This is a genomic window from Mycobacterium sp. ELW1 (genome assembly GCF_008329905.1).
Lineage (GTDB): Bacteria > Actinomycetota > Actinomycetes > Mycobacteriales > Mycobacteriaceae > Mycobacterium.
The window spans coordinates 914707-935830 of record NZ_CP032155.1 but is presented as its reverse complement, the minus strand read 5'-3'; the positions used below and the strand labels follow the sequence as shown (position 1 = coordinate 935830).

Sequence of the window (21124 nt, the reverse complement as noted above, 5' to 3'; positions counted from 1 at the left end):
GTCCCGCAGCTCAGGCGGCCGTGTAGATCTGGAGCGAATGAAAGAAGACGAGCGGGATACCAAGATCCACGTACCCCGGCAGGATCACGCTCGCTGTCGAGCCTGTCACAGCAGAAAAGTCACACCAGCCCTTCTCGCCGGCTCGCGCATCCCAAACAGCTCTGACCGCAGCGGTTCTGGGCAGCAGGTGTCCAGAGGCGTCGTAGCTCGCCGCCGGAAGGTTCGCCGTCGCTTTACCCCACGGCCCACGAAGACTCATGCACTGAGACGTCGAATAGCCGGAGAAGTTCAACACCACCACGTAGAGATTGTCGGCGGGTGCAGTGAAGTGGCCATAGCCAACAGTGCCGTCCCAGTTGGTCGATGATCCGGGCGGATTCACACGAATGGTGGACATGTAGACACTGTCGCTTTCGCAGTCCCATCGGCCGGGCTGATAGAAGTCCATCCAACCGATGTCCGCGTAAGGGTGCCGAGCCGTCAGATCGAGCACCAATTCTCCGAGAGCGACGTCACCGACCGGGAGCGGAAGCCGGATCCTCTGTCGGTCCACCGGTTGAGTCCTGCTGAATTTCGGACGGTTCACGAACCTGCCACGAACATCGAACAGCGTGAGCATGCCCGGGTCCCAGGGTTCCGGGCCAAAGTCGTCGGGATTGGTTTCGACGAGGTCCGCGGTCTTCGACACCCCGTTAGGCGCCATCGTTTGTTGTGAGTTGCTCATGATTTCCCTCAGATCCTGATCACCGCGAGCCCCACGCCCGCAGACCACCATGGTCCGACTGTGTCGATCAGACGGGTTGCGTAGTCGAGTACTCAACTTGCCCGTAAACGGACTTACGTTGGGAGCCATAGTTCCTAACTTCACCTGCACATATGGCAGGAGGGATATGCTCAACCAACAATCAGGTCCAGGAGGCGGCCCGATCGTTGTGGTCGCGCATACCTCCGGACGGGGAGCAGAGGTGACGTCATGCGAAAAGCTTCGTGCTTCTTGGCATTCGGGGTGATCATCGCGACCGTGCCCGCCAGCCTCATTTCGGCCACACCCGCCGCGGCAGACTGCGACAGCGCTGGCTATGCGACGGTGTGCGCGCAGGGCGAAGTTCGCGGCGGCGGTCCCACACCGCCGACCGCCGGGCCTGTCTACCCCGGCTACTGCGCCGATCCGTGGTACTGCGACGACTCCTGGGGCATCGACATCGACCTCAACCCGCGACCGCCGGTTCGTCCACCGTCGCCGCCGATCCGGCCGGGCCGACCGGGAATCGGCCCGCGCTAACCTGTCCATCCCTCATCGTTAGGAGTAGTCGAATGTTGGTCCGCAACGTGATCAGCGCCGGGATCATCTCAGGCGCACTGCTGATCGGCAGCGCGGCAACCGCCGCCGCCGACGAGCCGAACTGTACGGCGGGCGACCTCACCCAGGTCATGTCCGGAGTCAACGCTGGGATGTCGGTCTACCTGTTCACCCACCCCGACGTGAACGCCTTCTTCACCGGCCTCAAGGGCAAGTCGCGCGACGAGATGCGCACTGCTGTAGCCGATTACCTTCAGGCCAATCCCGACGTGCGTGACCAGCTCAAGGCCGTGCGGCAGCCGGCCGCGGACTTCCGCGCCCGCTGCGACGCACCGATGCCGGACGACATGGGTCCGATGGGCTAGGAGCTCTCGCTGGGCTCGGGTATTGGCGCCCGCAGCAAGCCGTTAGTGGCTACCCCGCCGACTCCCGGCGGTGCCCTTCTTCTTCCCGGTGTCGTTGGCCTTGGCCGCTGGAGCCTTGCTGCTCGAGCCGCCGGTCGCCTGAGCCCCGCCGATGCGGAAGTTGTTGATCGCGATGCCCGGGTTCTGCTTGGTGACGGTCGCGCCGTTGTTGAAGATGGTGCCGGCCAGCGCGAGCGGTCCCGGTCCCGCGGTCACGGTGTTGGTACCGCCGGCAAAGTTGAACCCGGCCGTGAGGTTACCGCCGGCGCCGCCCGAGGACACCTGGTTGTTGCTGCCCAACGAATTGAAGGTCAGGTTGTAGTTGCTGCCGGCGCCACCAGCGGACAGCGTGTTGCCACTGCCGACGAGATTTACCACCGAGTTGTTGTACCCGGTCGTCGACTCGAGTGTATTGCCGTTGCCACCGAGGAAGTTACTGGCCGAGCTATAGATGCCTCCCGCAACGGTCACGGCATTGTTGGTGCCGAACCAGTTCTGCGCGGTGCTTCCATAGGCGCCGCCCGCCACTGTCACGGTATTGCCGCCGCCGAACAGGTTTCGGACCGCGTTCGCGTAGCCGCCGGTGATCGTCACGGTGTTGCCATTGCCGAGAATGTTGCGGGCCCAGTTTCCATAGCCGCCCGTTGTGGTGACGGTGTTATTGCTGCCGAGCAGATTGCTCGCGGTGTTTACCAGGCTGCCATTCGTGGTAACGGTGTTGTTGTTGCCGAGGAGGTTGGTGGCCCAGTTGAAGATGCCGCCCTCGGCCGTGACGTTGGTATTGCTGCCAAAGAGATTCGTGGTCAAGTTGAGCAGCGAGCTCGTCGCGGCATCACCGGCCTCGATGACGTTGTCGTGGCCGCCCCAGTTCGTAGCGATGTTGAGCAGGCCGTGCGAGACCACCTTCATGCTGTCCGGATTGTTCGCGGTCCCCCGGCCGAACAGATTGAGGGCGATGTTCCCGGCTGCACCCGTACCGCCGGCGATGACGCTACTGCTGTCGGTCGGCGCACCGAGTGCCGAGACGTTCAGCGCAATGTTGAACCCGGGGTTCGTCAACAGGCCCGAACCTTGGGTAGTGGCGGAGCCATTCGGACCCAGCTGTGCTGCGATACCGAACAGCCCATTCGCGGTGGCGACTGAGCCGTCCCCGGCGGCCGTGGCGAAGGTGAACGCGTCGCCGGTGGTCGCTGCCGAATTGGTCCCGAGTGCGAACGCTCCACCGAACAGTCCGCTCGCGTGCGCGGTGGCGCCACTGCCGACCGCGATCGCGATGCTCAGCGGCGTGCTGGAGCAGTCGGCGCTGTTCCCCAGACCGAAGAAGGACGCGCAACTCGCGTGCGCAGCGGGGGCCGACCCGAGAGCGGCGCCAGCCAGTAACGCGCTCGCAGCCGCACCGGCGGCGAGTACACCGGTGGCGGTGTAACGAGTCTTTGCGGCTGTGATCATGATCCTTTTCCCCTCAATACAAGATCGCCTGAGGGCGATTTGCTAGTTGATCAGTATGGCCCTCGGTCACGCCGCCGGCACCCGAATGAGCAGATAGGAGTTGCTCCGTGGCGCTACGGCCGCCGCGCTGCCGCTGACCTGGTCGACGATCAACGACACCCCCGAGAGCAGTCCGATCAGCAGCGCCGCCGTCGCTCCGGTGACCTGTCCGACCAGGAAGCCCACCGGGTTGGCACCGAAGAGCGATCCGATCCCCTGCCCCAGCGCCATTCCGATGGCGACCTGCAGCGCCGGGCTCCGCACCACGGCCTGGATCACCGTGTCAGCAAGATCGCTGGTCGGGGTGCCGTTGACGATGTCACCGGCCAGGCTGCTGATGAGGGTCTGCACCGAGGGATTGGACAACAGCGAATCCACCGCGACCTTGGTCACCTGACCCGCCAGCGAATCGAGCACGGCGTTGTGGAACGGCGTCGTCCCGAGGAAGTCGGCGACCAAACCCTGCGCCGCTTCACCGACCGCCTGTTGCACCGCGGGCACGGTCAGCAGCGAACGCAACCCGGGCGGAATTATGGCGTCGAGTGCGGCCTTGATCGCGGAATCGGCCTGCAGATATTGCACGGCACCCTGCACGGCGCCGCTGACGGTCGCCCCGGCCGACAACGCGGCGACGAAGTCCTGCGCGGCATTCGACAGCGCGCCCGGTACCCCGGCATAGCCCAAGAAACCGGTGATCAGGGAGCCCAGCGTCGCGGCGATCTGCGTTGCGGCCGCCGGATCGGCCAGCGTGCTCACCAACGTCGGACCGAAGGTGGGACCGGCCAGCGCACCGAGGAACGTCCGGAAAGCGGCGTCGGATGCCAGGTCGCTGACGAGGGCACTGGTGGTCGCCGCGAGTGCCGCGACCACACCAGTGTCGCTGGTGAAGGCGTAGACGGCGCTGGCCACCGCAGTGCCGAGCGCCGACGTGAACATCGAATCAGACTGCAGCCCTTGCCAAGCAGCTCCGACAGCGGCGGCCACGTCGTTTCCGGCGAGCAGAGACCATATGACCTGTTCCCCTGCTCCGGTCAGGTCTGCCGCAATCCCGGAAGTACCGAGAAGAGTCGTCAATGCCGATCCTGCAGCACCGAGGACGCCGTTGACGAACGTCACATTGGCAACCAGATTCTGCACCGCGGCACCCACGGCACTACCGATCCCGGCGGCGGCAGCACTACCGCTCAGCGCCGCCGTCAACCCCTGCTGCACTTGCTGGCCGACCCAGGCTTGCACGGGTTCGCTTGCCGCCGAACCTGATACGACATCGGTGATGAAGGCGCCCAGCGCCGGCAGCAGCCCCTGATAGCTGAACAAGGTCTGCAACCCCAGCTTGACGGCCAAGGGCAGCGAGTCCTCGATGGCCGACGAGGTGCGCAACGAAGGCCATGCGTTCGCCAGAGCGGTCACCGGATCGGTCCCGGCGATGATGGCAGGCAGCACCTGCTCGATCACCGTCGATACGCCGATCGGGATCCCGACGTAGCTCAGGGCTGCGCCGGCGACCGCCAACAATCCGTTCACCCCAGCGGGATTGGCCAACAGGTTCTGCACCGCAGTGCTCACCGCGGCCCCCACCCCCACCGCAACCGGGCCACCGCCCAGCGCCGAGGTGACCGACTGCTCGACCCTTTGGCCCACCAACAGCCGCGTGGCCGAGTCAGCGGTGAACGCCGACACCGCGTCGGTCACGAATGTGCCGAAGCCCTGCTGCACGGCAGAATCTGCCCACAGTGAAAACACCGCGCTCGCAACTGTGCCCGCGATCCCGTCCTGGACGGCTGTGCTGCCTTGCAGTGACTGCACGGCGCCTTCGATTGCATCTGCCTGGTTGTCACCCAGCCCCACAGCCGCGAATAACGTGCCGACCACGCTGCCGATCTCGCCGGCGACGCCACTCTGACAGAAAAGCCCTGTGCAGCGGGCGATTTCACCATCCACCGTGTAGCCGAAGAGCGATCCCGCAACGTCGGCGATCTTCGCTTGAACAGCCGGTGTGGTCAGGAAGGTCACGGTGGCCTGGCTGATCGCCGCGCCTATCTGTATCGCGGCGGGACCACCACCCAGCGCCGAGGCCAGCGAGTTACCAATGCTGTCACCGATGAATGTCACGAAGTCGGTCGAGGCAGGATCGCCCTGCGCGCCGAGGAGGATGTTGACCGCACCGAACGTGGCCGTCGCCAGCGCTCTTTGAACGCCCTCGTCCGTCAGGAAGGCGGCAAGCGATCCCACGACTGTCGGAGCGCTTTCCAGCAGGTCCGCGCTCACGAGATCGTTCACGGTGAAGTCTGTCGTCACGAGATCGCCCAGCAGATCGAGGGCTCCGCCGCCGTTCGGAATCACCGTCAACGTTTGGATGAATGTTCCGAACGCATTCTGAAAGAAGGTGTCGTTCAACACTGATGTGCACCAGTAGGCCGCTGCGGCACCGGCGACTTGGGCGGCGCCCTGGGACGCCCCCATGCCCGCCAAGCTGGTCTCTACCTGATTACTGACGAAGGTGGCGAAGTCCGGATTGCCGGCCAGTCCGGACAGGGCGCCGTTAACCGGGTCCCCGTACAGGGCCTCACCCATCAATTCGATGGCTACTGGCAGAAACAAATTCACCACGGCTTGCTTGGCGGCGGTGAGATCACTGAACTTGATGCCGAGTTCGACGAAATCGGTGAGAGCCGGGGCGACGACGTCATTCCAAAATGTCATGTCAGCCGAGGTTTCGACCTCCGCTGCGGCCGGCACCTCCGCGAGTTGAACGGACGGCACAGAAGCTGCGGAGCCGGTCTTCTGGCTTGGACTGACATGGTTGAGCGTCCTGGCCGAATGGGCGATCCCGTCGGCCGGCTCCGCGGTGGTCACCGAACTTGCCGGGACGGAGATCCCTGTCGGCCCGGACTGTTCACGACGAGTCACCGCCAGCACCGCCCATGAAATCGCCTCGGTAACGGGAGCGAGGGGATCGTGACCCACGCCGAGGCGGGCCAACGGCACGCGGCTACTTGCCGAGATCGCACGAGCGGGCTTGGTTGCCGCCGCCGGAAGCGGGGCCTTCGGGGTGCGGCCGTCCGGCTTGGCCGGGGTTCGGGGGGCGTGCTTACCTGCCGAGGCCGTGGCCTTACCCGAGTCCCCCGCGCCGGTATCCGCTGATGCCACCGCGGGCAGAGCCGCAATCACTCCTCCGACGCCGAGGGCGACGGCCAACGCGCCAACCCGACCGATGTAACGACCCTGCTGCCCCAGGCTCATTGCAGTCACCCCCACCCCAGCCCGCACAATAGTTTGCTAGATATAGCACACCCTGAAAGTTGCACGAGGGGATTCAGAGCCCGGTCACCCAGGAGGGTCAGGCAATCTGCAATGTCACGAAGTACGAGCTGCCGCTCGGGACCGAGGACGCCGACAAGCCGCCAGTCAGACCGAACAGGTTCGCCACCCCGAAGCTCAACACCAACGCCAGCGCCGTGCCGATTCCGGCCAGCTGACCGACGGCGTAGGCGACCGGATTGTCACCGAGCAGCGCGCCGAAGCCCTGCCCCAGCGACTGCCCGAGCGCGATCTGCAGTGCGGGGCTGTTCACGACCCTGGAAATGACGGTCTGCACCACATCGGCCGGCGGCGCTCCGCCGAGGAGATCCCCGGCGAGATCGCCGATCAGGCCCTGGGCGGCCGGGTTGGACACGAAGGCCTGCACCGTGGCTTTGGCTACCTGGCTCACCACCGGATCCAGGGCCGTGTTGTTCAGCGGAGTCGAATCGATCAGCTGATTGACGACACCTTGCGCGACCGTGCTGATCACGTCCCTGACAGCCGGCGCCTTGAGCACCGACTGCAGCGCATCCGGCACGGTCGCATTGAATGCCGCCACCAACGCCGGGTCCGACGCCAGCTGCTGCACAGCGCCCTGGAGCACGTCGACAGGCGAGACCCCGCTCAGCAGCGCCGCGACGATCTGCTCGGTGGCAGCCGACAGCGTCTCCGCCACGCCGTCCTGGGCAAGGAAGCTGGTGATCACCGAGCCGGCCGTCGCACCGAGCTGCGCCGCGGACTTCGGATCGGCCAGAGCCTCGGCAAGCGTCGGACCATAGGTCGGCCCGAACAATTCACCGACGACAGTGCGGAAACCTTCGTCGGCCGCCAAGTTGATCACCAGCGTCTTGACCGTCGACGCCAGGCCCGCCACCACATCAGCATTGGTGACCAGTGACGACACAGCGTCACCCGCGGCGGGAGCCAGCGCCGACAGGAACGCCGAATTGCCTTGCAGCCCTTGCCAGGCCACATCCAGTGCGTCGATCCAGTTCTCGCCCGCCAGCAGCGCGGTGCCGAACTGCGTGATGTAGTCGGCCAGCGCGGCCGGGACGCCCGGTGCGGACAAGATGTCGGTGACAGCAGCGCCGGCCACCGCGGCCACACCCTGCACCGCCTTGGTGTTGCTCAGCAAGCCCTGTACGGCTGCGCCCAGCGCATTGCCGACAGCGGTCGCGGTGGGGCTGCCCCCCAGCGCGGAGGTCACCCAGCCGTCGACGACGTTGCCGAGCCATGTCGGGATGACCCCACCGCTGGTCAAGTCAATGACCGCACCAGAGACACCTGACGCCAGCGCAGCCTGAACCGCCGAGTTGCTCAGGAAGGTCGCGATCTCGTCGGAGGAGTTCGCGACCACTGCCTTGAGGTAATTCGCAAGCGGCGCAATATCGTTGACAGCCAACCCGGCTGCGATCGCAGTGGCCTGCGCGCTGTCCGGCTGCACGGCGGTGGCGATGACATCCAGCGCGGCCTGGACGCCGGCGTTGCCGAGGACAGTGCGAGCGAAGCCGACCGCCGCATTGCCGACGACGGTGCCGACCGGCGACGGCACACCGAGATAGGTGTGCAGCGCGGCGGAGATCTTCGTCGAAACGAACTGCATGATCGTGTTATTCGCGACCAGCTGCTGCACCTCGGCACTGATCTTGCCGTTGGCGACCAGGTCCTGGATGCCGTTGGCGACGATCGGCGCCAACTCGTCGGCGATCGGGCTCCAGCCGGGGAAATGCGAGTCGATGAAGTTGCGCACAGCGGTGCCGAGTGCGCTGCCCGCGGTGGCGCCCGCGGCCGGCGGCGTGGTTACCGTGCCGCCGGCGCTGGGCACCGAAGCGGCTGCCGCAGAGGTGGTTCCGCCGGTGGCGACCGAGCGTGCCGATCGGGCGGTTCCGTCCCGGCGGGTCGCCGCCAGCACCGCGAACGACAGCGGCTCGGTGATCGGAGCCGACGGGTCGCCGCTTCCGCTGACCCGGTCCAGCGGGCGCCGGCTCGCTCCGGAGATCGATGCGGCCGGCTTGGCCGCGGCGGCCGGCGCCGACGTCGGCGCCTTCGGGGCACGCGGACCCGTCTTCGCCGCGGTCCGCGGGGCAGCCTTGCCGGCCGACGACGTCGTCTTGCCCGAGTTCCCCGCCCCGTCGTCCGCGCCGGCGACCGCAGGCAGCGCGACGATCAACCCGCCGACACCGAGGGCCACCGCCAATGCTCCGACCCGACCGACGTAACGACCCTGCTGTCCCAGGCCCATGGCACCAACCCCCGATGTTGACGTGAAAGCTAATTTGCTAGGGGTATAGCACACGCCATGGGTGACGTGCGTGTGTACGCGTAAACGCACTTACGCGAATTGTTTATTGCCTACGCTGACCGCGTCTTTTCCCCTAATATCCAGCCCGTGGGGGGCGAACTGTCGGTAGCGACCTTGCAGACCATCATCAAGGTGCAGCAAGCAATCAATGAGGCCGATGCGACGGCCGATGCGGTGATGAAGATCGTCGCGGAACAGGCACGCGAAGCGACCCATGCTCACGGCGCGGTGATCGAGCTCGCCGAGTTCGGTGAGATGGTCTACACCACCACCGCCGGTTCACTCGCCGGCACCGAAGGATTGCGGTTGGCGATGTCGGGCAGCATGTCCGGAGAGTGCGTCCGAACCGGCAAGATCCTGATTTCCACCGACACCGAGACCGATCCCCGGGTGGACCTGGAGGCCTGTCGCAGGGTGCACGCCCGCTCGATGATCGTCGTTCCGCTGGTCGATGGGAACCGCACGCAGGGCGTCTTGAAAGTCATCTGCAGCGAGCCGAACGCCTTCGCCGAAGAGGACGTGAACCTGCTCGAACAGCTGGCTCAGTTCATCGCCAAGGCCTTGGCCCGCGCCCATGTCATGGACGAGAAGGCCCGTGCCGCCTCCGTCGACGCCCTAACCGGGTTGGCCAACCGGGCTGCGTTCCTGTCGGGACTGGAAGGCATGATTTCCGGCGCCGCCGGGACCGGTAACCCGGTAGCTGTCGTGCTCTACATTGACCTCGACGGGTTCAAGCCGATCAACGACGTGTACGGCCACTCTGTCGGTGACGAGGTGCTGCGGATCATCGGCAGCCGCATTGCCACCACCTGCCGAGCCGAGGATCTCGGAGCACGGATCGGCGGGGACGAGTTCGCCGTACTGCTGGCATCTTCGTTCGCCCCCGACCCGTTCAGCCTGCGTCAGCGCCTGGTCACCGTGCTGCAGGAAGACATGCCCACCAGCGCTGGGGCACTGACCGTCGGCGCCAGCTGCGGAACAGCGGTCGTAGGCGGCGGCGACCTGGCCGAAGCAGTCCTGGCCCGTGCCGACGCCGCCATGTATGCCGAAAAGCGGACACGATCCGGGACCCGGCGCTAACTGCGCAAGAATGCCCTGATGGACGTCGTCTCCCGCAACCACGTCACCCGCGTGGGTGACGCGGACGGGCCGACGCTCCTGTTGGCCCACGGCTTCGGCTGCGACCAGCACCTGTGGCACCCGGTGGCTTCTCGGCTGCGGGACCGGTTCGACATCGTTCTGTTCGACCACGTCGGTTCGGGGAACGCCGACCCCGCCGCGTGGGACCCGGGCAAGTACGCGTCGCTGCAGGGCTACGCCGACGACGTGGTGGAGATCGCCGAGGCCCTAGACCTGCGCGATGTGGTGCTCGTTGGGCACTCGGTGGCCGCCATGATCGGGGTGCTGGCGGTGTCCACGGCGCCGGCCCGGTTCAGCAAGCTGGCGATGATCACCCCGTCTCCGCGCTACATCGACGACGACGGGTACCGCGGCGGTTTCAGCCGCGCCGACATTGACGAGCTACTCGAATCTCTGGAAAGCAACTACCTCGGCTGGTCGCAGTCGATGGCCCCGACGATCATGGGCAACGCCGACCGCCCTGAGCTGGCCGAGGACCTCGCCACGACGTTCTGCCGCACCAATCCCGCAGCCGCGAAGATCTTCGCCCGCGCCACGTTTCTCTCCGACAACCGAGCCGACCTCGCCGGTGTCCCGGTTCCCACGCTGATCGTCGACTGCCGCCAGGACGTCATCGCGCCGCCCGAAGTCGGCGCCTACGTCCGTGATCGCATCCCCGACGCCCAACTGATCACTCTCGACGCGACCGGCCACTGCCCGCACGTCAGCGCGCCCGAGGCCACCGCCGAAGTACTTGCGGCATTTGCCTACGCATGACCGACACCGAGGATCTGTGGCAGAACGCACCCAGCGGTCAGCTGGCGGCGACCCCGGACGGACGCATCCTCGACGCCAACACCACGTTGGCGTCCTGGCTGGGAACTACGCCGAATGCGTTGCGCGGCAAGCAGATCACTGATCTGTTCACCGTCGGCGGGCGCATCCACTTCGAAACGCACTTCGCGCCGCTGCTGCAGATGAGTGGCGAACTCGAAGGCATCAGCGTGGAACTGCGGGCTGCCGACAGCTCGCGCCGGTCCGTCTTTCTGACCGCCAACGTCAAGAGCGGTGACGACGGGCGCCCGGCACTGATTCGCGTCGACATCCAAGACGCCCGCGAACGACGGTCGTACGAACGAGCTCTGCTTGAGGAACGCCAGCGCGCCGAATCCGAGCGAGCCAGGGCCGAGTCGTTGGCCGAGACGTTGCGTCGGTCGCTACTGCCTCCGTCGCTCTCAGTGCCCGAGGGGCTCACCGCTGCCGCCCACTACCATGCGTCGGTGCAGGACATCGGCGGTGACTTCTACGACCTTTTCCCGTTGTCACACAACGTATCCGGGTTCTTCCTGGGCGATGTGTGCGGTAAGGGACCGGCGGCCGCGGCGATCACGTCGTTGACCCGCTACACGCTGCGCACAGCCGCTGTCGTCGACCCCGACCCGATCACGGTGCTGCACCGGCTGAACACCGTCATCGGCCAGGAGTATCGCGATGGTCAAACGCGGTTCTGCACAGTGGTATTCGGCACTCTCACCCAGAAGGAGGACGGATTCGAGGTGCGGTTGGCCAGTGGTGGGCATCCGCCTCCGCTGTTGATGGAGCGCTCCGGTGAGGTCGACTATCTGGATCTCACCGGCGGGATGGCTGTCGGCCTGACCGACCGGCCGCGGTTCGTCGACGCCTCGCTACGACTTGCGCCGGGCGACACCCTGCTGCTCTACAGCGACGGTCTGACCGAGGCACGGGTCGGCGAGGGTAAACGCCGATACGACGACGACGGCGCACTGCGCCGATTTGTCACGGCCCTGACGCCAACCAACGCGGACGATTTGATCGCCGAAATCCGCCAACTTTTAGGCACTTTCGGATCCGGTATCGAAGACGACACAGCGGTTCTGGCGCTCGGCGTTCCATATTGAGCGCAACTGCATGTGTTTGGGCGCAGCATGACCGGGGATAACTGGTGTAAGCAGATGCGGTGGGCGCGCCCATACGACCTGCTTAGATCCCGCCGGTTCAGACACGTGCCGGCGGGGTCGTGGGGGATGATTTCGTTCCATTGTGGGTAGGTTGTTTGATGCCCGCCGACGCCAGCAACGAATTAGCCCGAACCCTGGGCAATTTTGCGATGCGCCTGCAAGCGCAGAAAAGCCGGGCCGACACCTTGCAGACCATCGTCGACGCGGCCACAGCGATAGTGCCCGGGGCGCGGTGGGTAGGCATCTCCCTGATCCAGCGCGGCACGGTAGTAGCCGAGGCTCCCACCGATCCGATCGTCGCCCACCTCGACCAGTTGCAGAGCGAACTCGGCGACGGCCCCTGCATCACCGCTTTACGGGAGCACCACACCGTCCTCATCGACGACATGTCGAGCGAAACACGCTGGCCTGAGTTCGTCCGGCAAGCGATCTCGCTGGATGTGCACAGTCTGCTCTCATTTCAGCTATTCGTGGAATCCGAAACCCTCGGGGCAATGAACCTCTATGGCGCTCAACCGAACGCGTTCACCCAGGAATCCGTCGATGTCGGCACGATTGTCGCCCAGCACGCGGCAGTGGCGATGTTCGGCACAGCCGCCGCAACCCAGTTCCATGCTGCGCTGGCCAGCCGCGATGTCATCAGTCAAGCCAAAGGCATTCTGATGCACCGCCACAACATCACCGGGGTTGAGGCATTCGCGATGTTGACCCATGCATCGGCGGACACGAATATCAAGCTGGTCGACGTGGCGCGTTGGCTCGTCGCGGAGCACGAATCTGCGATTGACTGACCAGCGGCGTGGCTGATCAGACCTCTGGGACCAGCTCTGCCAACGCGGCCAGAATCCCCGCGCGCCGCGCGGGTTGACCCACCAACTGTCGAGCGATGTCAGTGAGATGTTCGGGATGGTTCTGCGCATACTGGCGTAGGAGACGGAATGCCTCTTCCATGGGGACACCGAGGGTCTCGCCAACGAAGCCCGTGGCCTGGTCGACAACCACGCGATCATTCAGCGCCGCTCGCAGCGACGGGCCGACGGTGTTCGGCGTCGGTGAATGTCCTTGCAGGATAGCCACACACGCCACATGCACCAACGAATGCGCGACAAGCAGATCGGCGTCGTTGAGCGCCCCGAGTCGCGTGCCGAACAGTCCCAGTGCACCGAGCAGCGTGCCCGCGGCACGCATCGGAACCGCGTGGACCGAAACGAAGCCGGCCTCGGTGGCCGCGGGGACGAAACGCGGCCAGCGAGCTCGCTCTGCATCCAGGTCGGGCGCGGAAATCGCTTGTCCGGTAATGAAACAGTCCAAGCACGGTCCCTCGTCTGCCTGGAGCTGAAAGATCTCCAGGTCGTGAGAGCTCTTCGAGGTTGCCGCCATCAGATGAAGATCTTGGCGTGGACCGGCAAGGAGAAGGCCTGCTGCTCGAACATCGAGCAGCCGCGCACATTGTCCGGTGAGGTCGGTCAGCAGTTCGACGATGTCGAAGTCGTCGAGCAGACTGTCGACCAGCGCCACCACTGCTCCCAGCACCTGAGTTTCCCGGGGTGCGCTCATCGTCGCCCACTCTCATCATTCGGGGATGGCACCGCCGGCCACCATTGGATCGAAAAGGGCCTGTTCATCAGTCTGCCTCCAACCACAATCGGCGGTCGATGATGTCGCGAGCGACGCTGGTCGCGCTGCGACCCGATGCGTATGCGTATGCCCGAAGCCGGGCCAGAGCAGAGGTGGCGTTGAGGCCCAATTGAGCCATCAGCATGCCTGTGGCCTGACCCACTTCCGAGCGGGACAATGCGTTCAGGTCCTCCCACGCGTTGCTCCCGGGGTCAGAAAACCCGGCCTGCAGATCGTCGCTCAGCAGGTCCAGCAACGGCAATTGGGCCAACTCTGCGGCGACCATCATCCCCGCGAGCTGTTCACGGGATGGGTCGCCGGGAGCAATGCGGAACAAATCGAGTGCCCCGACATACTCACCGGCCACCACCACCGGAATGGCGCACACGCCGCGGATCTCGTGAGCGATCATCATCGGTCCGTATGCCGGCCAACGCTGTTCGGTGGCGTCGGCGAGGTCGGCGACCAGCACCGGTGCGCGGTGCGCGACAGAATCCAAGCACGGTCCCTCACCCACCACGAACTGCATTTCGTCGTACACCCGTGCCTGCGCGTCACTGGCGCCGACCGTGCCGATGTTGGCACCGTCGAACACCAGAGACAACGCCGCCGCATCGACATCGACATCGACATCGATCAACTCGACACACGTCTGGCATAACCGGTCGGCAGCTTCCACACCGCGCGTCTCGCCCAACGCGTCGAGGAATCGGTGCTCGATGGTCGACATCGGCTATGCCACGCCGGGCATGACTGTGGCGACAGCGCTGCTGGCGTTGGCCGGAACCGCAGGCATATCTGCCTCTTCTCCGGATTGATGCTGGGCTATAGCTTTGGCCGAAACGACAACCGGTTACCCGGCAGCGGCCAGCCGGGATTCAACGGCATGGTCGCGAATTGTCTCGAGCGCCTTGGACAGGATGCGTGAGACGTGCATCTGCGAACAGCCGATGCGTTCTGCGATCTGGCTCTGAGTCATGTTCTCGAAGAACCGAAGGTTGAGAACGATCCGCTGCCGCTCGGGCAACGCAGCGATCAGGGGCCGCACTGTCTCGATGTCGAGGACCCTGTCCAGCTTGGGATCGATCGTGCCGATGACAGCGCCGACAGGCCGATCGTCGTCACCATCCCCGGTCGGAGTATCGGTGGAGATAGTCGAGTATTGAGCCCCACCGAGAGTTCCCTCGACGACGAGCTCTCGCGCAATGCCGAGGTACTCGGCTATCTCGACGATCTTCGGTGCCCGACCGAGGCGTTGCGACAACTCCGCACGAGCCTTGGTGAGTTGCGGCTGAATCTCTTTGACGCGGCGCGGCACCTTGACGGCCCAGGTGTGGTCACGGAAGTGCCGACGAACCTCGCCCATCATGGTGGGCACGGCGAACGACAGGAAGTCTGCGCCATTGTCGACGTCAAAGCGGTTGACGGCGTTCACGAGACCGGTTCGGGCGGCCTGCAGAAGGTCATCGAACGGTTCTCCCCGGCCGCTGTACTTGCGGGCGATGTGATCGGCGAGCGGCAATCCGTATTCGATGATGTCGTTGCGCTGACGACGAAATGCCAGCGAACCGGCTTCGAGCGACTTGAGGTGACGGAACATAGCCGTCATTTCTGAATACTCCGACATGGCAAGCTCCATTACGTTGGTCTCGCGGTACCAGGACTGCGCGGCACAACTTCTGAACCTGCAACCTCCCGTGTACCCAGGGGATCCACGCGGGAAACCTCAGCCCGTCCGATACCGGGTCCGCCCTACGCCGATGACCAAGTCCGGTGACGACAGCCGCGGTCGGTTACCGTCGTGCCCGTCAACGATGACGCTGGGAGAACCGATGACGACGAAATTCGTAGTGCAGCGCAACGATCTGCACACGACCCACTGGGACGAGTCCCCCGCACCCAGCCTTGACGACGCAGAGGTACGCCTGCGCATCGACGCCTTCGCCCTGACGTCGAACAACATCACCTACGCCGCGCTCGGCGACGTGATGAACTACTGGCAGTTCTATCCGACCGGCGATTCGGCCACCGGTCAGATCCCGGTGTGGGGCTTCGCCACCGTCGTCGAATCACGCTGTCCCGGAGTGGAAGTCGGCGAGCGGTTCTACGGCTACTGGCCGATCGCCGACGAGGTGGTGCTGCGGGCCACCGATGTGCACCCGGGTGGTTTTGCCGAAGGCTCCGAGCACCGGCGCGCGCTGCACGCGGTCTACAACCAGTACGTACGGTGTAGTGCCGACCCTGGTTATCGACTCGACCGCGAGGCTCAGCAGGCGCTTCTGCGTCCACTGTTCGCCACGTCGTTCCTGATCGACGACTTCCTCGCCGACAACGCATTCTTCGGCGCCACAACGGTGATCCTGTCCAGTGCGTCCAGCAAGACCGCGTACGGCACCGCGTTCTGCCTCGCGCAGCGCGGCGGGGAGGTCACCGTCGTCGGGCTGACGTCGCCGGCGAATGCTGAATTCACCCGCTCGCTCGGCTGTTACGACGACGTCGTCTGCTACGAGGACGCGGGCACACTTTCCGAGGTCGCGTCGGTGTACGTCGACATGAGCGGGGACACCGCGCTGCGCGGGGCGGTGCACCGCAGACTCGGCGATCTGCTGGCCTACAGCTGCGCGGTGGGCGCGACCCATTGGGATTCACTCGGTGGCGGGGGTGAATTGCCCGGCCCGCCGCCGCAGTTGTTCTTCGCGCCCGAACAGGCCCGCAAGCGGGCGGCGGAGTGGGGCGCCGACGGTCTGCAAGAGCGGTTGGCCTCGGCGTGGACGGCATTCCTGGCACGCATCGACGACGCCGAACATCCGTGGATGACCGTAGTGACGCGACACGGTCGCGACGCCGTCGAGCAGTGCTATGCGGCACTGCTGGATGGGACCGTCCCGGCCAACGAAGGACACATCCTGTCGGTCTGAGCAGCCGACGCGACTAGCTCGATCCACTCGAGTCGACGAGTTGGCCGGGGGCGTAAGCACTCTTACCGCGGCCCAGCCGTTTCGCTTGATACATCGCATGATCGGCGTCCCGCAGGATGGTGGCCGCGGTGTTCTGCTCACGCTCGTTGATCGGGGCGATGCCGATGCTGGCGGTCATGCGCAGGGTGGTGTCGCCGATGCGCACCGGTTCGGCCAATGCGGCATGCATTCGCTCGCTGAGACCGTCCAGCGCCTCGCGGGTCGTGGGGCCGAACAGCAGCGCCACGAATTCGTCACCGCCGAGCCGGGCGACCACATCGCCGGCTCGCACCGAACGCTGCAGGCTTTGCGCAGCAGCCTGCAGCATCGCGTCCCCGGCGTCGTGTCCCAGTGAATCGTTGACGGCTTTCAGATCGTCGACATCGAGAAACAGCACGGCGGACAACGCATCCCGCCCGTCTCGGGTAAGCGCGTCGGTGATCCGGGCCAGTACGTAGGCACGATTGGGCAGACCGGTCAGCTCGTCGTGGGTGGCCTGATGGGCCAGGCGTTCACTTGCGGTGCGCTCCGAGGAGATTTCCGCAATTTGGCGCGCGTGAACATAGGTCGCGAGAAATGCCGCGCAGCACAGGTATGCGTACAACACCACGAGGAACCCGGCTGCCGGCCATCCGATCTGCTGATGGATCGACGTATCGGCGATAAGCGTCCCCATGAACGCAACCACGCTCAGCGACAACACAATTGCCGCGCGTTGCCACGACAACTCGACGATCACCATCAGCGGAAGCAACCCGATGAGCAGCAACGGGACGTAACCGCCCGACGTCAGCAGATGGAAACCCGCCACCGCCACGATGTCGGTGGCTGCGGTGGCTATGTGCCAGCGCGGGCCGCTGATCAACTTGCCGGCGGGTGAGACAGCGAGAACCGCGGCACCGATCGCGGCGAGCGCGTAGGCGGCGATCCAGATGCACTCCGCAAGCCAGTCGCCCGGGGATGTGCCGACGATCATCGCGCCGACCATGATCAGCACGACACCGAGCCGCAGTACCGCCTGACGGGCACGACCGAGGGCTATCAGGTCCATCGCGGCTCAGCTACCACGACTAAGCGGCCAAAACCGATCCGAATTACGCACTCGTCAATAATTTCACAGATTCAGCGAAGATCCGAGAGCTCTCGACGGCTACTTTCCCCAGGTGCTGCGAACCTGTGCCGGGTCAAGCTTCAGGATGGACCGGATCATGGCGTCCTTGTTCCTTTGAGAACTTCTGTCGGACAGGGTGAAAAGTTGGGGTTCAAGCGGACCATCAACTCGCCCCTTGGGGCCGATGGTGAAAGACGTGATGGTGTACCGGACGAATACTTTCCCGTCCATGGAGTAGACCGCGGTTCCATCACTCGCCGTCAATCTGGCGCCCTTGAGTATGATTTCGGCCATCCGCTGTTTGTTCGCGCTGGCTTGCTGGGTCCGCTCCGCTTCTCTTGCCTGCACCTCTCGGTACCACAGCGAATCTTCCTTGCGTACAGGGATTTTCGGGATCAAGTCCAACAAGCTCTTCTGCTTGGGGGTCAAGTCGTCCAATCGTTGCAAGGGGTTCAGAAGCGTTTTCCGGTTGAGGAGTTCTTTCAGTCCGCCCGTGAGGAATTTGCCGAGCGCACCCAAGGGGTCACCCTTGCTCGCTGCGGTGACCATCGGAGCCGTGACGGCGTTGCGCTCAGCCCGGTTCACCGTGCGAGGTGCGACATCGGCACGCGGTGCGACCACCCCGCGACGGCCGGACGTCGCCGTAGTGGCGGAGGCGACCCGCTTGGACGACGAACTTGCCGGTCCCGACGACGACGACCCGGCGCCGCTGTCTGCGCCCGCGACACCAATCTCCGGCCCAACCAGCGACCAGCCCACCAGCGCCAAACCCAAGCCGATGGACGCCGCACCGAGCTGCAGCCACCGGAGCACGAGCAAACCCTCGGCGCTGTGCGTTCTGCGGCAACGACCCTGAGTTGACGTCGACATATCTGATCCCCGTGTTTTGTTGCGATCCTTCGCAATTGGCCATTAGCGGCCCTTTACGACGCCAGCTCCGCAAACGACGACGTGGTAGCCAACGACAGCAACAGTACCTCGCGCGATCGCGCTGAGGGTGCCGTCCACCACGGTGTGACGCCGGTTTGATGCGAACGCAACGATCGCAGCCGGTTTGCTGGGGTTGGCGACCAACTGAGACAAAGCGTCGGCTGGAAATACCTCAGGCCCCCTCGATGAGGGGCCTGACTGGTGTGGCAGGTACAGGATTCGAACCTGTGTAGGCTTTCGCCGACGGATTTACAGTCCGCTCCCATTGGCCGCTCGGGCAACCTGCCTGGGTGCGCCGCGCCGGGGATCCGGTTTGGTGCGACTAGCAGGGTACAACGATCATGTACCTCAGACACAAACCGGCCGATCAACCGAAGGGACGCGTCCAATGGCGGATTCATCGTTCGACATCGTGAGCAAGGTCGACCGTCAAGAGGTCGACAATGCGCTGAACCAGGCGGCCAAAGAGCTGAGCACCCGGTTCGACTTCCGCGGCACCGACACCACCATCGCTTGGAAGGGCGATGAAGCGATCGAGATCGTCAGCTCCACCGAGGAGCGGGTGAAGGCCGCCGTCGACGTCTTCAGGGAAAAGCTGATCCGCCGCGACATCTCCATGAAGGCCTTCGACGCCGACGAACCGCAGGCCAGCGGAAAGACCTACAAAGTGTCGGGCACCCTCAAGCAGGGCATCGACCAGGAGCACGCCAAGAAGATCAACAAGCTCATCCGCGACGAAGGCCCCAAAGGGGTTAAGTCGCAGGTCCAGGGCGACGAGATCCGGGTCAGCTCCAAGAAGCGTGACGACCTGCAGGCTGTCATCGCCCTGCTCAAAGGTGCCGACCTCGACGTGGCCCTGCAGTTCGTCAACTACCGGTAGACCAAGGGCCCTCGCTCAACCAACCGGTCAGTGCCTAGTGTGGTGAGCATCACCACCCACGCGAAGCGAGGACCGCGATGACCGCCACCCCGGAGACAGCCCCCGTACCCGCCGAGACCGACGGCGGCTCCTACGACGTCGTGATCGTCGGCGCCGGGTTCTCCGGGATCGGCGCCGCGTACCGCATCGCCGAGCGCAACCCCGGCACGCGCTACGTCGTCCTGGAGCGCCGCGAGCGCATCGGCGGCACCTGGGACCTGTTCCGCTACCCGGGGGTGCGCTCGGACTCCAGCATCTTCTCGCTGTCCTGGCCGTGGGAACCGTGGGTTCGCAAGGAAGGCGTCGCCGACGGCGACCACATCCGCGAATACATGGAAGACACCGCGCGCAAGCACGGCATCTTGCCCAACATCCATTTCGGAACCTACGTGCAGTCGGCCGACTGGGATTCGGCCACCGACACCTGGACCGTGCACGCGCTGGAGAATGGCGAACGCACGACCTATCGCGGACGCTTCGTCTTCTTCGGCTCGGGCTACTACAACTACGACGAGGGCTACACCCCCGACTTCCCGGGCCTTGAGACGTTCGCAGGCACCGTCGTGCACCCCCAGTTCTGGCCGGAGGATCTCGACTACACCGGCAAGAAGGTGATCGTCATCGGCAGCGGCGCCACCGCCATCTCGCTGATTCCGGCGCTGGCGCAAAAGGCGGCCAAAGTGACGATGCTGCAGCGCTCACCGACGTACCTGCTGGCCGGTTCCCGGGTCAACCCGCTCATCGAGGCCGTCCGAAAAGTCTTTCCCCGCAAGATTTCTCACGCGTTCGCCCGCTATTTCGCGGTCGCCTTCGAAAGCATGGTGTGGTTCCTGGCCCGCACCGTCCCCGGCCTGGCCCGCAAGATCATCCGGGCCCAGAACCTCAGCCGGCTGCCCGCCGGCTATCCGGTCGACGTGCACTTCAAGCCGCGCTACAACGTCTGGGACCAGCGCCTGTGCCTGGTGGCCGACGGCGACCTGTTCGAGGTGATCTCCGACGGCCGCGCCGAGGTTGTCACCGACCACATCGACCGCTTCGATGACACCGGCGTCACGCTGAAGTCGGGTAAGCACCTCGCGGCCGACATCATCGTCACCGCGACCGGCCTGCAACTGCAGGCCCTCGGTGGGGTGCGAATCACGTTGGACGGCAACGAGATCAAGCCCCAGGAAAGGTTCTCCTACAAGGCACACATGCTCGAAGACGTGCCGAACCTGATCTGGTGCATCGGCTACACCAACGCATCGTGGACGCTGCGCGCCGACATGACCGCCCGCGCGGCGGCCAAGCTGATCGACTACATGAACTCACACGGCTACACCCACGCCTTCCCGCACCTGGGCGGCGAACCCATTGCCGAAAAGCCGGCATGGGACATCCAGGCCGGCTACGTGTTGCGCAACCTGCACGCCCTGCCGAAGTCGGGTCTCAAGCGGCCGTGGGTGGTGCGGCAGAACTATCTCGCCGACGCCTTCGACCACCACTTCATCGACAAGATCGACGAAGACATGACGTTCGGGCGGGTGGCGTCCCCGGCGCGGGTGGCCGGATAGCCCAACTGCGGGCGGGGTGGGTGCACTTGTCCAGAACGCGATATCACCGGTGATATCGCGTTCTGAAAAAGACACCCACCAGCCCTGCGCACCCGCGCAACTCGATTGCACGAACTCCCCATGAACAACCGGGTATTCGCAA

At 65.0% G+C, this 21124-nt stretch carries 18 protein-coding genes and 1 tRNA gene; 9 read left to right on the top strand and 10 right to left on the bottom strand.

Translation table 11 applies throughout. The features are described 5' to 3' along the window. Window positions 1–10 precede the first annotated feature (10 nt). Window positions 11–724 carry a hypothetical protein gene (locus tag D3H54_RS04330; protein ID WP_149378016.1) on the bottom strand — a complete coding sequence of 238 codons (714 nt, stop codon included), beginning with the start codon at window positions 722–724 and terminating at the stop codon, window positions 11–13. 249 nt (window positions 725–973) lie between these two features. Between D3H54_RS04330 and D3H54_RS04325 the strand changes: the two genes are divergently transcribed. Next, entirely contained in the window at window positions 974–1282 is a 309-nt protein-coding gene (locus tag D3H54_RS04325) for a hypothetical protein (protein ID WP_149378015.1), read from the top strand. 32 nt (window positions 1283–1314) lie between these two features. Then, window positions 1315–1665: a heme-binding protein gene (locus D3H54_RS04320; RefSeq protein ID WP_149378014.1), complete on the top strand. Its 351-nt coding sequence runs from the start codon at window positions 1315–1317 to the stop codon at window positions 1663–1665. A gap of 42 nt (window positions 1666–1707) precedes the next feature. Here D3H54_RS04320 and D3H54_RS04315 read toward each other — a convergent pair whose 3' ends face one another. The 3 genes from D3H54_RS04315 to D3H54_RS31100 form a co-directional block, all read right to left on the bottom strand. Further along, complete coding sequence (locus tag D3H54_RS04315; RefSeq protein ID WP_149378013.1) at window positions 1708–3153, bottom strand: beta strand repeat-containing protein; 1446 nt, start codon at window positions 3151–3153, stop codon at window positions 1708–1710. A gap of 66 nt (window positions 3154–3219) precedes the next feature. Then, entirely contained in the window at window positions 3220–6435 is a 3216-nt protein-coding gene (locus tag D3H54_RS04310; protein WP_149378012.1) for a hypothetical protein, read from the bottom strand. Window positions 6436–6532: 97 nt separating this feature from the next. Further along, window positions 6533–8737, bottom strand: a complete 2205-nt coding sequence (locus D3H54_RS31100) for a hypothetical protein (RefSeq protein ID WP_168214775.1) — start codon at window positions 8735–8737, stop codon at window positions 6533–6535. A gap of 99 nt (window positions 8738–8836) precedes the next feature. Here D3H54_RS31100 and D3H54_RS04300 point away from each other — a divergent pair, with 99 nt between their 5' ends. The 4 genes from D3H54_RS04300 to D3H54_RS04285 all read left to right on the top strand — a co-directional run bounded on the left by D3H54_RS04300 (window position 8837) and on the right by D3H54_RS04285 (window position 12686). Then, window positions 8837–9877, top strand: coding sequence for a GGDEF domain-containing protein (locus tag D3H54_RS04300; protein WP_149378011.1), 1041 nt, complete (start codon window positions 8837–8839; stop codon window positions 9875–9877). A gap of 18 nt (window positions 9878–9895) precedes the next feature. Beyond that, window positions 9896–10693 carry an alpha/beta fold hydrolase gene (locus D3H54_RS04295; RefSeq protein ID WP_149378010.1) on the top strand — a complete coding sequence of 266 codons (798 nt, stop codon included), beginning with the start codon at window positions 9896–9898 and terminating at the stop codon, window positions 10691–10693. Next, window positions 10690–11835: a SpoIIE family protein phosphatase gene (locus tag D3H54_RS04290; RefSeq protein ID WP_149378009.1), complete on the top strand. Its 1146-nt coding sequence runs from the start codon at window positions 10690–10692 to the stop codon at window positions 11833–11835. Before D3H54_RS04295 ends, D3H54_RS04290 begins: the two co-directional genes overlap by 4 nt. 158 nt (window positions 11836–11993) lie before the next feature. Beyond that, on the top strand, window positions 11994–12686 hold the full coding sequence (locus D3H54_RS04285) for a GAF and ANTAR domain-containing protein (RefSeq protein ID WP_149378008.1): 693 nt from the start codon (window positions 11994–11996) through the stop codon (window positions 12684–12686). A gap of 16 nt (window positions 12687–12702) precedes the next feature. On the opposite strand, the gene D3H54_RS04280 is transcribed toward D3H54_RS04285, so the two are convergent. The 3 genes from D3H54_RS04280 to D3H54_RS04270 all read right to left on the bottom strand — a co-directional run bounded on the left by D3H54_RS04280 (window position 12703) and on the right by D3H54_RS04270 (window position 15112). Then, the gene (locus D3H54_RS04280; RefSeq protein WP_149378007.1) at window positions 12703–13452 is read right to left on the bottom strand and encodes a GAF and ANTAR domain-containing protein; all 750 of its coding nucleotides are present in this window, start codon (window positions 13450–13452) and stop codon (window positions 12703–12705) included. A 67-nt stretch (window positions 13453–13519) separates the two neighbouring features. Further along, window positions 13520–14242, bottom strand: coding sequence for a GAF and ANTAR domain-containing protein (locus tag D3H54_RS04275; RefSeq protein WP_149378006.1), 723 nt, complete (start codon window positions 14240–14242; stop codon window positions 13520–13522). A 123-nt stretch (window positions 14243–14365) separates the two neighbouring features. Next, on the bottom strand, window positions 14366–15112 hold the full coding sequence (locus tag D3H54_RS04270; protein WP_286199249.1) for a SigB/SigF/SigG family RNA polymerase sigma factor: 747 nt from the start codon (window positions 15110–15112) through the stop codon (window positions 14366–14368). A gap of 232 nt (window positions 15113–15344) precedes the next feature. Here D3H54_RS04270 and D3H54_RS04265 point away from each other — a divergent pair, with 232 nt between their 5' ends. Beyond that, on the top strand, window positions 15345–16430 hold the full coding sequence (locus D3H54_RS04265; protein WP_149378004.1) for a DUF2855 family protein: 1086 nt from the start codon (window positions 15345–15347) through the stop codon (window positions 16428–16430). A 13-nt stretch (window positions 16431–16443) separates the two neighbouring features. Here the strand turns inward: D3H54_RS04265 and D3H54_RS04260 are convergent, their stop codons facing one another. From D3H54_RS04260 to D3H54_RS04250, 3 genes are all read right to left on the bottom strand, one after another. Continuing rightward, window positions 16444–17520 (bottom strand): GGDEF domain-containing protein, encoded by a 1077-nt coding sequence (locus tag D3H54_RS04260; RefSeq protein ID WP_149378003.1) that lies wholly within the window; start codon window positions 17518–17520, stop codon window positions 16444–16446. A gap of 99 nt (window positions 17521–17619) precedes the next feature. Continuing rightward, window positions 17620–18393, bottom strand: a complete 774-nt coding sequence (locus D3H54_RS04255) for a hypothetical protein (protein WP_149378002.1) — start codon at window positions 18391–18393, stop codon at window positions 17620–17622. Window positions 18394–18714: 321 nt separating this feature from the next. Continuing rightward, window positions 18715–18797 (bottom strand) — tRNA-Tyr (locus D3H54_RS04250). A gap of 101 nt (window positions 18798–18898) precedes the next feature. Here D3H54_RS04250 and D3H54_RS04245 point away from each other — a divergent pair. Together D3H54_RS04245 and D3H54_RS04240 are read left to right on the top strand one after the other, a co-directional pair. Then, window positions 18899–19390 (top strand): YajQ family cyclic di-GMP-binding protein, encoded by a 492-nt coding sequence (locus D3H54_RS04245; RefSeq protein WP_149378001.1) that lies wholly within the window; start codon window positions 18899–18901, stop codon window positions 19388–19390. A gap of 77 nt (window positions 19391–19467) precedes the next feature. Next, window positions 19468–20982, top strand: coding sequence for a flavin-containing monooxygenase (locus tag D3H54_RS04240; protein WP_149378000.1), 1515 nt, complete (start codon window positions 19468–19470; stop codon window positions 20980–20982). The last annotated feature ends 142 nt before the right edge of the window (window positions 20983–21124 follow it).